The organism is Streptomyces sp. CY-1, assembly GCF_047218265.1.
In the GTDB taxonomy this organism is placed as follows: domain Bacteria; phylum Actinomycetota; class Actinomycetes; order Streptomycetales; family Streptomycetaceae; genus Streptomyces; species Streptomyces niphimycinicus.
Genome location: NZ_CP178393.1, coordinates 561,269 through 575,126, shown reverse-complemented (window position 1 = coordinate 575,126; position 13,858 = coordinate 561,269). Strand labels below are relative to the sequence as shown.

8 protein-coding genes are annotated in these 13,858 nt (G+C 72.1%); 7 read left to right on the top strand and 1 reads right to left on the bottom strand.

Annotated features, from left to right (window positions below; genetic code table 11):
- The first annotated feature begins 536 nt into the window (after positions 1 to 536).
- The 6 genes from ACK1X7_RS02685 to ACK1X7_RS02660 are packed head-to-tail and all read left to right on the top strand — an operon-like array spanning position 537 to position 12,288.
- Positions 537 to 2,066 (top strand): acyltransferase domain-containing protein, encoded by a 1,530-nt coding sequence (locus ACK1X7_RS02685; protein ID WP_413114587.1) that lies wholly within the window; start codon positions 537 to 539, stop codon positions 2,064 to 2,066.
- Positions 2,063 to 8,284 carry an SDR family oxidoreductase gene (locus tag ACK1X7_RS02680; RefSeq protein WP_413114586.1) on the top strand — a complete coding sequence of 2,074 codons (6,222 nt, stop codon included), beginning with the start codon at positions 2,063 to 2,065 and terminating at the stop codon, positions 8,282 to 8,284. Before ACK1X7_RS02685 ends, ACK1X7_RS02680 begins: the two co-directional genes overlap by 4 nt.
- A gap of 25 nt (positions 8,285 to 8,309) precedes the next feature.
- Complete coding sequence (locus ACK1X7_RS02675; RefSeq protein WP_385155393.1) at positions 8,310 to 9,350, top strand: 3-oxoacyl-[acyl-carrier-protein] synthase III C-terminal domain-containing protein; 1,041 nt, start codon at positions 8,310 to 8,312, stop codon at positions 9,348 to 9,350.
- Positions 9,351 to 9,358: 8 nt separating this feature from the next.
- Entirely contained in the window at positions 9,359 to 10,819 is a 1,461-nt protein-coding gene (locus tag ACK1X7_RS02670) for a cytochrome P450 (RefSeq protein ID WP_390794329.1), read from the top strand.
- A 4-nt stretch (positions 10,820 to 10,823) separates the two neighbouring features.
- Positions 10,824 to 11,933, top strand: a complete 1,110-nt coding sequence (locus ACK1X7_RS02665) for an aromatic ring-hydroxylating oxygenase subunit alpha (RefSeq protein ID WP_385155386.1) — start codon at positions 10,824 to 10,826, stop codon at positions 11,931 to 11,933.
- A gap of 52 nt (positions 11,934 to 11,985) precedes the next feature.
- Complete coding sequence (locus ACK1X7_RS02660; protein WP_382960187.1) at positions 11,986 to 12,288, top strand: acyl carrier protein; 303 nt, start codon at positions 11,986 to 11,988, stop codon at positions 12,286 to 12,288.
- A 102-nt stretch (positions 12,289 to 12,390) separates the two neighbouring features.
- On the opposite strand, the gene ACK1X7_RS02655 is transcribed toward ACK1X7_RS02660, so the two are convergent.
- Complete coding sequence (locus ACK1X7_RS02655) at positions 12,391 to 13,314, bottom strand: alpha/beta hydrolase (protein ID WP_390794327.1); 924 nt, start codon at positions 13,312 to 13,314, stop codon at positions 12,391 to 12,393.
- A 67-nt stretch (positions 13,315 to 13,381) separates the two neighbouring features.
- On the opposite strand from ACK1X7_RS02655, the gene ACK1X7_RS02650 reads away from it, so the two are divergent.
- Complete coding sequence (locus ACK1X7_RS02650) at positions 13,382 to 13,858, top strand: MarR family winged helix-turn-helix transcriptional regulator (RefSeq protein ID WP_390794326.1); 477 nt, start codon at positions 13,382 to 13,384, stop codon at positions 13,856 to 13,858.

Here is a 13,858-nt window from a genome sequence, read left to right as displayed (position 1 = left end):
GAACGTGCCGGACGAACCGGACCGGGCGGACCACGGCAGGCGACCGGCCCTGGCCGTGCGACCGGTCCCGATCACGTCGGATCGTCAGCGTAGCCCCTCTGTGCGGTTGAATCGTGCACGAATGCCCGAATATAAATCGTGATGAAACGGTCAAGAAGTGGCCGCTCTTGCGGCGGACGGCCGGGACTAGCATGCGACCCCGTGCGGCGGCAAGGGCGCCTACGTGGGATTGGCCAGATCGAAATGCATGATCCATTTAGGCTGAAACTAGTTGCCTGAACATCATTGCCGCTCCGGAAGAGGCCCGGATACCGTAAATGCGGGCCCCGTACGACGCGAAAATGCGCAGGGAAACAAATTTCTGCCCGGGGTCCCTTTCGCTGGACCCACCACTCCGGTATAGCGCAGTAAATGAACGAATTGCCGCGGGTTTTGCCGCGCCGTCATGGCGTTTCGGAAACCCGGCTGGCGGATGCGGCCTCGCCGGAGGCCGGGACCGAAATGAGGGTGATGCACAGGTGGATGCTGTCTTCGTCATGCCCGGAACTGTGGCCGCTCCGCGCGGGGGCGTCCTTCGCGACCTCCACGACCGTTACGAGACCGTCCGTGACGCACTGTCCCGCATCGACAAGGCAGCCGCGGGCCTGGGGCTGCCCGACATCAGCACCAGGCTGATCGAGGACAACGGCACGAGCGACCGGCGCGGTCCCGAGGTCCAGTATCTGGAGATCTTCGCCGTCAGCCTCGCGACGCACCACATGCTGGTCGCCGAGGGCATCCAGCCCATCGCGATCGTCGGACAGAGCATCGGGGAGCTGTGGGCCCTCGCCGCTGCGGGCCACCTGCCGGTGGAGGACGCCGCGCGGCTGGCCGTCGCCCGGTCCCAGGCGCTGACCCGGCAGAGCTGGCGGGGGAAGATGCTCGCGGTCGGCGTGGACGGTCGGCGGGCGGAGTCGCTCGCCGGGCTGATCGACCATCCCCACCTGGTACTGGCCTGCGAGAACGCCCCTCGACAGAGCGTCATCAGCGGGCCCGAGGAACTGATCCGGCATGTGGAGCGGGTCGCCGACGCCCTCGGCTGGCCGAGCCTTCCCCTGGACGTCCCGCACCCGACGCACACTCCGGCGATGGCGCAGGCAGCACGGGATCTCCGGGCCACGGCGCCGAGGGTCGCGTACGGTTCCGGACGCTGGCGGGTGCGCTCCCCCTGGTTGGGACGGGACGTCGGCGACGACGACCCGGTCGACCTCGTCGCCGGCGCGCTCACCGCCCGGGTCCGGATGCTGCAAACGGTCCGCGAGCTGCACGCGGCGGGTGCCGACATCTTCGTGGAGTGCGGGGAGTGGCCCGTCGTCACCAAGTTCGTCGAGGCGTCGATCCCGGGTGTGCGGTGTGTCGTACCGCTCAGCGAGAGCGATCCGGTCGGAGCCGTCCGGGCGTTGGCCGAGGACCCCGCGGCGATCGGCCCGTTCTCTTCGCGCCCGCCGGTGCGGCCGAGCGAGAGGCTCCTGCCCTCCGCGCGAGTGAGCGCGCCCGAGTCGGCCGACCCGCCTTCGGCGGTCGCCCTCGCCGAGGCGCCGGCCCGGGTCTCCGCGCCCGTGCCCGCCGCCCCGGCGTACTACGCGGAGCCCGCCGCTCCGGCTGCCCCGCCCGCTCCGCCTGTCTCCGCCGCTCCGCCCGCTCCGCCCGTTTCCTACGCCCCGCCCGCTCCGGTCACCGTCGATGCTCCAGCCGCTCCTGTCACACCGGTCGCTCCTGTCACCCCGGCCGCTCCGGTGGACGCGGTCGCCCAGCCGTCCGGCGGGCTGGACTACGAGACGGTGCTGGCCGAACTGCGCACGCTCTACGGTGACTTCCTGGGCTACCCGCCGGACCTGCTCGGTGAGGACGACGGTCTGGAGTCCGAGCTGGGCGTGGAGTCGCTCAAGCAGGTCACCCTGCTCGGCCGGGTCTCCGAGCGGTACGACCTGCCCGATCTGAGGTCGGACACCTCGCTGCTGACCGCCGGTACGCTGCGCCGGATCGCGGAGGGCGTCGTACAGGGCCGGGCGGAGGCCGCCGGGTGACGGACGACAGCCTGCGGGGCAAGATCGCCCTCGTAACCGGCGCCGCGAAGAGCCTCGGCGCGGACATCGTGCGCCGCCTGGCGCAGGGCGGCGCCCATGTGATCGTGAACTACTTCCACTCGGTCGACCAGGCGAAGCTGCTCCAGGAGGAACTGGAACAGGCAGGCCATAGCTGTGAGTTCATCCGCGCCTCCGTGGCCAAGACCAGCGAGATCGACCGGATGTTCGACCTGATCCAGGAGCGCCACGGTGGCCTGGACATCCTGATCAACAACGCCGCGGGCGGGGCGTTCCTGCCCCTGTTCGACATCGACGACACCTACTGGCAACGGGCGTGGTCCACCAACGTGATGGCGGCCTACCACTGTTCGCGCCGGGCGGCCGAGCTGATGACGGGACGCGAGGGCGCGAGCATCCTGTGCCTGTCCAGCGTCGGGGCGCACCAGCCGGTTCCGGGCTACGGTCCCGGTGGTGTCACCAAGGCGGCCCTGGAGTCGCTGGTCCGCTATCTCGCGCTGGAACTGGTCGGCCAGGGCATCCGGGTCAACACCGTACTGCTGGGCTCCGTCGCCAGCGAGATCATCGTGAACCTCGACGGCCCGGCGACGGTCGGCGGCGCGGATGCGGTCGACGAACTGATGAACCGCACCCTCTCGACGCCGGAGGCGGCCCGGTTGATCGTGCACCTCCTCCACGAGGACGCCGGTTTCATCACCGGGCAGACGCTCGTCGCCGACGGTGGTATCAGCATCGGCGGGATGCAGGGCCTGCGACTGCACAGCAGACTGGCCGACCAGGTGAGCAAGCCCGCCCGCCGCCCGGCCCTGGCGGCCTCGGTGTCGTCAGCGTCCGCGCCGTCCGCGGACGTAGCGGCCCCCGAGCCGTCCGCGTCCGCACCGGCCCCCGCGCCCGCGCCGTACGCACCCGCGCCAACCGCGGCCGTACCCGCGCCAACTGCGGCCGTTCCCGCGCCCGCAGCCCCCGCGCCACCCACGGCCGCACCGGCCCCCGCACCGCCCCCAACACCCCGACCAGCGGTGACCCCGGTGTCGGACAAGGCGTCGGACAAGGCATCGGACGAGGTGTCGGACGAGGCGGCGGACCGGACGCCGGAGGCCGATCCCGGTGCCGTCGCGGTCGTCGGACTCGGCCTGGCACTGCCCGGGGCCAACAACACCGCCGAGTTCTGGGACCGGCTGCGGGAGGGCGTCCTGCTCTCCAGCGAGCCGTCCGCCTTCGACCTGAAGCACTTCTGGGCTCCCACCCGCGAGGAGACCGACGCCTTCTACGTCCGCGAGGCCGGATACCTCCACGACTTCGTGCCGGACCCCGCCTCGATCGCGGAACCGGACGGGAACATAGGACACCCCGGCTGGCCGCGGACCACCCGCTGGCTGCGGCACTGTGCCGTCCAGGCGCTGGCGGGGGTGCGTCGGCGTCCGACGGATCGCTGGCTCACCGCGACCACCGGCATCCACGACCAGACCGGGCTCGGCCCCCAGGGCATCGTCCTCGGCGACGAGTACCGGCGCATGGTGCGCGAGGCGATCCCCGCCGACCGGGACGGCGACTGGCTGGCGGAGCTCGCCGATCACGCGATCAGCGCGCAGTACGGCGGTGACGGCGGCGACCCGCAGTCCTATCTGCCCGCGTCCGTCGTCCGCAACGCGTTGCGCGGGCTGATCCCCGGTGACACACAGCATCTGACCCTCGACGCGGCCTGTGCCAGCGGGCTGTTCGCCCTGGACGCGGCGGTCAAGGCGCTGCGCGAGGGCTCCTGCGACGTGGCGCTGGCCGGTGGCACCTCGGTGATCGAGCCGATCGGGTTCACCCTGTTCTGCCGGGCCCAGGGCATCTCGATGAGCGGCCGGGTACGGCCCTTCGACCAGGCCGCCGACGGGACCCTGATCGGCGAGGGCGCCGTCGCGCTCGTCCTGAAGCCGTACGCACGGGCCGTCGAGGACGGCGATCGAGTGCTCGGCGTCATCCGGGGCACCGGACTCGCCGCCGACGGGCGCGGCAAGGGCATCCACGCCCCGGCCACGCGTGGGCAGGAGCTGGCGATCGCCCGTGCCTGGGCCGACGCGGGCGTCGAGGCGGACGACGTGGACTGGGTCGTGGCGCACGGCACCGGAACGCCGGTCGGCGACGAGATCGAACTCCGTTCGTTGCTGTCCCGCCTCGGGCCGGGCGAACGGACGTGTCTGCTGACCTCGAACAAGCAGGTCTTCGGGCACACCGGGGTCCTGGCGGGCCTGGTCTCGGTCGCACACGCGCTGGTCGCCCTCGAACGCGGAGCGGTGCCCGGCCAGCCCGTGGTCACCGATCCGCATCCGCTGCTGGGCGACGGCGAGCGGCTGACCGTGCCGGTCAAGGACGCGCCCTGGCCGGCCGACGGGGCGCGACCGCGCGTGGTCGGGGTGTCGTCGTTCGGCCTCGGCGGGGCGGATGCGCACGTGGTCCTGTCCGACCACGCGCCACGGTCCGTCCCGGCGCGAAGGCAGGGCGTCGACGTACGCGACGACAGGGAGGAACTGGTCGTCGTGGGCTGGAACACCCACCTTCCCGGCATGGAGCCCGACCAGGTGCCCGCCTGGCTGCGCGGCGACGGGCCGCTCCCGGAGCCCGATTTCGGCACGCCGTACCCCCTGCCCTCCCCGCGTGATGTGCGCATCCCGCCGCTGACGATGCGGCACATGGACGCCGCCCACCTGATGGTGCTCCAGGCGCTCGGCCCGCTGCTGGAACAGCTCGGCGAGCCGGGCACGAGCCTGCGGCCCACCACGGCGATCGTGATCGGCTCGACCCTGCCGACCACGCACAACACCCAGGCGGCGCTGCGGGTGCACGCCGCCGAGTGCGCCACCGCGTTCGACCTGCTGCCCGACCCGGCACAGGCCGAGGTGCTCAAGGAGTACCTCGCGAAGGGCATGGCGGAGGCCAAGGGGGTGATCCCCGGCGATCTGAACGAGGACGACTTCACCGGCGCCGTCTCCTGCATCCTGTCGGGCCGGGCCGCCAACTACTACGACTTCCAGGGCCTGGGGACCAGCGTCTACTCCCAGCGGGACTCCGCGCACACGGCCGTCGACCTGGCCCTGCGTCAACTGCGGCACCGGGCCTGCGACCTCGCCCTGGTCGGCGCCGTGTGCCTGCGGCCGATCAGCGGCTGGGACCGGCACCTGGCCCACTTGGTGCCGGAGGGCCGGTCCATCGCGGAGGGCGCCGCGGTCCTGGCGGTCACCCGGCGCTCCACCGCGCTGGAGCACGGACTTCCCGTGCTCGGCACGCTCTCCGCCGAGGTCGCCGTCGCCGACCCCCGGCAGCCGGTCACGCCCTCGCACGCCCTTCCCGTGCTGGCCGGCACCGGACACACGTATCTCTCCCTGGACGCCCTGCTGACGGTTCTCAAGGCCGTCGTCACGGAGACGGACACCGTGGTCCGCCCCGCCGCCACCGGCTCGCCGCTGATCCGGTTCACCCCGCCCACGGGCCCGCGGGACGCGCTCACCGGCTCGGAGCAGGCCGAACCCGTAGGCGCCGACCCCGAACGCGCCGAATCGGAACGCACCGGTTCCGCGCACACCGGTTCCGCGAACGCAGTGTCCGCGAACGCAGTGTCCGCGCGCCCCGACCCAGCCCCCGTCCAATCCGTGCACGCCGCGTCGGAACCGGCCGATGTCGAACACGCCGAGGAGTTCACCGGCCGCCGTCAGACCTTCCGGCTCGTGCCGACCGCCCCGCCACCGGCCGAGCCCGCCACGCCGTCGATCCCGCCGGGCACCGTCGTCGTCACCGACGCCCCGGACCTCGCCGCCGCGGTCACCGGACCGGACACCGCCGTCTGGTCACCCCGGCCGGGCGTCGCGGGCGCCGCCCATGTGGCGCCCGAGGACGGTCCCGGCGCGCTGACCGGCCTGCCGTTCGTCCCGCGCCACATCCGGGTGCTGTCCCGGCTGCCCGTGGACGACGACGGGTGCGAGGAGGCCGAGGCCGCCCGGATGGAGGACCTCCAGGACCTCGCCTTCACCACGCTCCAGGCGGCGCTGCCCGCACTGCGCTCCGGCGGCTCGCTCGCCGCGCTGCTGCTCGGAGCGGTGCCGGACGATCTGCCGCCCCCGCTGAGCGGGCTGTTCACCGGTCTCGTCCGCTCGGTGCGGGCCGAGGTGCCGCAGTGCGGCGGACTGACCCTGATCAGCGACGCGGCGGACGCGGCGACCGCCCTGGACCAGTTGGCGCGGGCGGGCGCCGCCCAGGTGCCCACCCACACGCTGGCCTGCCGCGGGGACGACTGGCTCGCCCTGGCCGTGGCCGACGACCCCGTCTCCCCGTCCGACGGCGCCCCGCTGCCCTCCGGCGCGGTCGTGGTGGCCTTCGGCGGCGCCCGGGGGATCACTCCCGAGCTGCTGCACGAGGTGGCCCGCGGCACCGACCGGCCGTATGTGTATGTCATCGGCCGCACCCCGCTGCCGGACACCGACGACTCGCTGCCATCGCAGGCCGAGTTCATGGCCGCCGAGCGCCGACGGCGTCCCGACGCCTCCGTGCGCGACCTGCGCCTCGCCTACGAGAAGGCCGAGGCGCGCCTGGAGGTGCGCCGTACGGTGCGACGGCTGGCGGAGCTGTGCGGCCCCGACCGGGTCCACCACCGCGTATGCGACGTCCTCGACGCGGAACGCACCACCGCCGTCCTCGGCGAGATCCTCGACCGGCACGGACGGATCGACCTGCTCATCAACACCGTCCTCGACCTGCGCTCGCGCGCGCTGCACGCCAAGACCCTCACGGACTTCCGGGCCGTGCGGGCCACCAAGGCGACCGGCTACCGCAACCTCAAGCGAGCCCTGGCCGGACGTACGCCCTGGATCTGGTGCAACTTCAGCACCCTGGCGACGCTCGCCCCCGCGCCCGGCGACATCGACTACTGCGCCGTCAACGAATACCTCGCGTACGCGAGCGCCAGGGCACAGCGGCACGGGCCGGCGGACCGTCATGAGATCGCGGTCCTGTGGAGCGGCTGGCGCGAAGTCGGCGTCGCCAGCAGCGTCACCATGCGGGAGACCCTCAAACGCAACAAGATGGACGCCTACATCAGCACCGCGCAGGGACGCGCGCAGTTCCTGTCCGCGGTGACCCGGCCGCCCGCCAACGGAGTGGCGTTCTTCATCCGGGAGGAGGAACGCGTCCTGCTGGCCCGGCGCGGCATCAGCACCCACGGCTCCCGCGTCGAGCCGCGGATCGAGGCTCCGGACGCGCCGGCTCCGGCCCCGCCGGATCCGGCGCTGACCACACCGCTGCTCGACGGCGTGCTGTACCGGGGCGACGACTGGGCCGTGTTCACCAAGACCTGGGATCCGGGCACCCTCGCCGAGCGGGACGGGCGATGGATGCGGCACCACCAGGTCAACGGTGAGTACACGCTCGCGGGCACATTCACCCTGGAGGCGGCGGCCGCGGCGGCGGCCACCCTCTGCCCCGGACTGCGGGTCACCGGCTTCCGCGGTCTGGTCTGCCGGTCGTCGATCACGGTCCGGCTCGCCGGGCCGATGCGCACGGTCGCGGTGGAGGCGCGGGTCGTGAGCCGTACGGGCGGCCGCGCCGAGGTGGCCGTCCGGATCACGGCACACCGGCTCGGCAAGAACGGCAAGGTACTGCGCTTCAACGACCTGCTGTGCGAGACGCGGGTGCTGCTCGCGGACCGTTTCCCGGCGCTCGCCGGACCGCCCGACTTCTCGGGCCACGAACCCGAACCCGACTTCGCGATGCCGGTGTACTCCCCGGATCCGCCGATCTCGCTCACCGGACCGTTCGCCGGCACCGGTGACTACGCCCGGGGGCCGGACGGCAACAGCGCCAGGTTCCGTCTGGACCACGCCGCCTGGGCTCCGGTCCTGGCCGGGATGACCGTACCGGCGATCCTGCTGGACGCGATGGTGCACCTGTTGCTGCTGCCGCCGCGCGGTGACCTGCCACCGCTGGTCGGTCCGATGGCCGGCCTCGACGAGGTCGACCTGGGCGGCCCTGGCGACGACTGCCGGCTCAGCGCGCTGCATCCGGTCATCCGGCTGCACTGCGACTTCGCCACCGGGGAGCTGACCGCGCTGACCGGTGACGGGCAGGTGCTGGCCCGGATATCCGGGGTCAGCGCACACGCCCTGGACCACAGCGGAGAACTCGTCCGGCCACGCGGCGACGCGCCACGACCGGTCCGTTCCTGACAGCCCGGGTCCTGACAGCCGATTCGTGACAGCCGAGGAGACAGCAGTGTTGTGGCAGGACATCACGATCGCCGGGACCGGTGGGTGGATACCGCCGATCCGGCAGAAACACGAGCCGTGGGACAAGCCGGTGGACAACGGACCGCCCTCCCTGGTCGCGCTCAACGGATTCACCTCGGCCGCCGTCTCCACGGACAGCACGCCGTCGCAGATGGCCGCCCGCGCCGGTCTGAAGGCGCTGCGCCACGCGGACGTCCCGGGCGCCGATCTGAGCCTGCTGGTGCACGCCAACTTCCAGGACGAGGACCACTACGCGCCCTCCGCCTATCTGCTGCGGGTGCTCGGCGGGCCGGACACCAACGCGATCGAACTGGGTGCCGCCAGCGACGGCGGGGGAGCCGCGCTGGTCACCGCCGCCGAACACCTCACCGCCAAACCGGCCGCGAAGGCCGCGCTGGTGACCGCCGGTGTCCGGTTCCGGCCCGAACGGTGGGGCCATGTCTCGGAGATGGGGCATCTGGCCGGTGACTCCGGCGCCGCCGCCGTCCTCACCCGGGGGACGGGCTTCGCGCGGCTGCTGGCGACCGACCAGGCCGCGCAGCCGCAACTGGAGGTGCTGACCCGGGCCCGGACGGCGGCCGACGGCAGCGGCCGGCCGCTCCTCGTCGAGGAGACCGGGTTCATGCCGTACATCGACGCGCTGCGGCAGTCCACGCGCCGCTGTGTCGAGACCGTCCTGGAGGAGACCGGTGTCCGGCCGGAGGGCATCGCGCGCGTGGTGCCCATCGCGATCGGGGCGGAGGTGCTCGACCTGCTGCTCGGCGGTGCGCCGCTGGGCCTGCGGGCCGCCGACACCAGTTGGACCTTCGGCCGGCACCTCGGCCACTGCGGACCGTGCGACGTCCTGCTCGCGCTCGACCGGCAGTTCCGCTCCGGCACGCTGCGGGCCGGAGATCGGGTCCTGGTCGTGAGTTTCGGGCTCGGCTTCCGCTGGACGACCGCCCTGCTGGAGATCACCCGCGATCCCGTCACCGCGGGGCCGGCCGGCCACTCAACGAAGAAGTGAGGTTCTCCATGACAGACACGAGTACGGCCTCCGCCGGGTCGGTGCCGCTCGCCCCGCGGGCGTGGCCGCTGCTGGGCCACGCGCTGCCGCTGCTCCGTGATCCGCTGGCGTTCATCATGTCGCTGTCCGGATACCGCGAGATGGTCCGCGTCCGGCTCGGCCCGAGTTCCGCCGTGATGATCTGCGATCCCGACCTGACCCGGCAGGTGTTCCTGAACGACCGGACCTTCGACAAGGGCGGCCCGATCTACGACCGGATCCGCGAGGTGATCGGCGACGGCCTGTCCACCTGTGCCTATCCGCTGCACCGGCGGCAGCGCCGGCTGTGCCAGCCCTCGTTCCACCCGACCCGCCTCGCCGGTTACGGCGCGGTGTTCGCGCGGGCGGCCACGGCCAAGGCGGGCTCCTGGCGGGACGGCGACGTCCTCGACGTCACCCAGGAGATGATGACGCTCACCACGCGGGCCACCATGGAGACGATGTTCAGCGGCGCGCTGCCGGCGGAGACCATGCGACGGTGCCTGGCCGACACCGCGGTGATCGTGAGCGCCTTCTTCCGCCGGATGATGACGCCGGCCCTGCTGCGGCGGCTGCCGACCCGGCAGAAGCGGCGCTACGACGACGCCCGCACCCGGCTGGCCGCCACCATCGCGGAGATCATCGCCGAGCGGCGGGCCGATCCGACCGACCACGCCGATCTGCTCTCCACGCTGGTCGCCGCGGTCGACGAGGAGAGCGAGGACGGCCGGCGGCAGCTCAACGACGCCGAACTCGCCGACGAGGCCCTCACGTTCTTCCTCGGCGGCATGGAGACGACGGCCATCACCCTGGCCTGGGCGCTGCACCTGCTCGCGACCAACCCGGACGTCCAGCACCGGCTGAAGGCCGAGACCGACCGGGTCCTGGCGGGCGGGAAACTCGACCCCGCGCATCTGCCCTCGCTCGGCCTTGCCTCCCGGGTGGTGACCGAGACACTGCGGCTGTATCCGCCCGCCTGGATGATGACCCGTGTCGTCCGGGAGGACGCCGAACTGGGCGGCGTGCACTTCAAGGGCGGCAGCACCATCGTGCTCAGCCCCTACCTGCTGCACCGCCGGGCCGACCTCTACGACGAGCCCGACCGGTTCGACCCGGACCGCTGGCTCGACGGCCAGCCCGACCGGGCCACCTACATCCCGTTCGGCGCCGGTGCCCGTAAGTGCATCGGGGACCAGTTCGCCCTCACCGAGGCCATCCTGGCGCTCACCGCCATCATCGACCGCTGGGAGCTTTCCCCGGTCGGCGACCAGCCGTTCCAGCCCAAGGTGGAGACCAGCCTCAGCTCACGCGGACTGCGCCTGCGGCTCACCGAGCGGCGGTCCTCCGGCGCCGGCGACGCGGAGCACGGCGCCGCCGCACCGGTGTCCGCCTCCGTCCAGTCGTCCACCCAGCCGGGCGCCGCCGCCTGCCCGGTGCAGCACGGGAAGTGATCCCATGAGGCCCCACCTCAAGCCCCTGGTGAAGCAGTTGCTCGGCTCGCGGGAGGTCAGCCTGCACACCGCGGAGCCGGCCGACGCCCTGCACGCTCCCTCGCGGCCCTATCCGAACGGGTGGTTCTGCCTGGCCTTCAGCGACGAGCTGCGAGCCGGGTCCCTCACCACCCGGCGGCTCGCGGGCGCCGAGGTCGTCCTCTACCGGACGGCGAGGGGTGTGCTGCGGGCGGTCCGGCCGCAGTGCCCGCACCTCGGAGCCCATCTCGGCGTCGGCGGATCGGTCGAGGGCGAGGACATCGTCTGCCCCTTCCACCGGTTCGCGTTCGACCCGTCCGGTGCCTGTGTGCGCACGGGCTACGACCAGCCGCCGCCGAAGGCGTCGCTCACGCAGTACCCGGTGTGCGAGGCCAATGGCTCGGTCTACGTGTGGTGGCACGCCCTCGGCATGCCCCCGCAGTGGGACGTCCCGCTCTTCCCGATGGACGACCGGCAGCCGTTCAGCCACGGCACGTTCGACATCGCCGGTCATCCGCAGGACGTCATCGAGAACGCCTTCGACTGGGGGCATCTGCCGGCCCTCCACGGTCTGGAGGAGGTCGACATCGAGGGCCTCCCGGTGACGGGGGAACCGGTCAGCACGGTCACCGCGACCGCCCGCAACACGATGATGCGCGGGTTCCACCAGTCCTACACGCTCACGGTGATCGGACTGGCCACCATCGCGGCGCGCACGATCCTGCCCGCGGGCGCCGGAAGCCTTTACGTGATGCTCCACGCGACCCCGACCGCCCCGGGGCGGATGCAGGTCCGCTTCGGCACCAAGCTGGAGCTGAACGGACTCCCGGGCGTGCCGGACTGGCTGGGGCGCCCGGCGGTGCTGCCCCTGGCCCGGCTGCTCAGCGAAATCCTGCAACGGGTGGGCAGCGTCGACACCGGCGCGGACCTGCTGATGTGGCACCACCAGGAGCATGTCGCACGCCCTCGGCTCGCCAAGGGAGACGGTCCGATCGGCCGGTACCGGCAGTGGGCGCAGCAGTTCTACACGGAACCCGCGGGTGACCTGGTCCCACCACGGCCCGAGCGCTCGGAGGCGAGCCGCTCGGAGGAGTGAGGGCCCCGGGGCGGACCGAAGGCGCTTCTACGAGTACGAGGGAGAAAAGGGCATGGCCATGTCATCGGACCGTGCGGTTCCAGAGCCCCTGGGCGACCCCGGCGACATCGAGACGGAACTACTGCGGTTTCTCGAACTGCGTACCGGGAAAACCTGGCTGGCCGACATGGACGTCTTCGGCTCCGGCGGGCTGTCCTCGCTCTTCGCCATGGAGCTGGTGGTTCACCTGGAGCGGACGTACGGCATCGCCGTACGCGGCGCGGACCTCCAGATGGACAACTTCAGGACCGCGCGCAGCATGGCCGCCCTGGTCGGCCGCCTCCGGCGACCGGCCGTGGGCGGCTCCGGCGCATGACGCGGTGGCCGCAGTGGCCTCCGCGGCCACCGAGCCGGTCGGCGACCGGGCGGCCGACCCGCCCACGTCGGGCGGCGGTCTGCGTGAGACCGGCTGCCGGCTTCAGCCTTCCGCGGTGTGTGCCGTGCCCCTGGTGCGGATGCGCTGGCGGAGAAAGAGAGCGGCGCGATCCAGTGCCTCGTCGGCCTCGTCCAGGGCGCCGGCGAATGCCTGGAAGACATGCGGGACGTCAGCGGTGATGTCGAGGATGACGTCCACTCCGGCCTCCCTCGCGCGCGTGGCCATGCGTGTCGAGTCGTCCAGGATCATCTCGTTGGTGCCCGACTGCAGGAGCATCGGGGGGAAGCCGGTCAGATCGGCGAGGGTGGCGGGGCTGAGCATGGGCTGGTGCGGGTCCTGTCCCGCGAGATACATGGCTCCGGTGTGTTCCAGGCCCTCGCGCGTGAAGAACGGGTCGGTGCCCGCCTTGCTGTCCATGCTCTCGCCTGTCCGGGTCATGTCGAGTCCGGGGGAGAACGCCACGATCGCGGCGGGCATGGGCAGGCCCGCGTCGCGGGCGGCGAGGCAGGCGGTGACAGCGAGTCCGCCACCGGCGGAGTCCCCGGCGAACGCGATCGCCGAAGGGGCTTCACCGCTGTCGAGAAGTGCGCGGTAGGCGCTCAGCCCGTCCTGGATCGCGGCTGGGAACGGGTGCTCAGGGGCAAGCCGGTAGTCCAGCGAGAACGCCCTGAACCCGGTTTTGGCCACCAGATTCCCCGTCAGCGACATCGCCGTCTCCGGTGAACCGACCACGTAGGAGCCGCCGTGAAAGTACAGGACCGTCCCGGCCTTCGGAGCGCCGGCCGTCTCGACCAGTACCGCGGGCTGGTCGCCGAGCGTCGCGGTCCGGGAGCGGATCCCAGCCGGGACGACCATTCCCGCCATCATCGCCCTGAACCCGGTGCGGAGCTCCTCCACCGACCGAGGGCCCTGGGGGTGGGGTCGCCGGATCATCGCGTCGATCTCCGCGCGCTGTTGCCTGCTCATGGTCGCCTCCATCGCATGTATATGCCCAGGCATTGTATGCCCAGGCATGTAAGTTACGATACATGCCATGGCATCCAAGTCGAGTAGTGGCCGGGTCCACCTCCCGGGCTTCTTCGCCGATCTCGTCCGCTGCGAGACGCGCCTCTACAACGCACTGAACGACCGCCTTCGCGAGCGGCACGGGATCGTCACCTCACAGTTCGAGTTCCTGCGCTTCCTGCGCGACCACCCTGGGTCCCGGGTGGCAAACCTCGCTGCCGAGTTCGCCATCGGGATCGGCGCGACCAGCAAGGGCATCGACCGCCTGGAGAAGCAGGCATGGGTCATGCGGCGAAACAACCCATCAGATCGCCGCTCATCACTGCTGGACCTGACCGATGACGGCCTGCGACTCGTCGAGGCGGCGGAGGCGACCTTCACCGAAACCCTGGCCGAGCTGACCGCGGGCACCCTCGACGGCCCCTCAGGGCTCGCCGCCGTACGGGCCCTTTCGGCGCTGCGCTCCGTGCTCGAACGCGACCGGATCGGCCTGCCCACAGGCTGA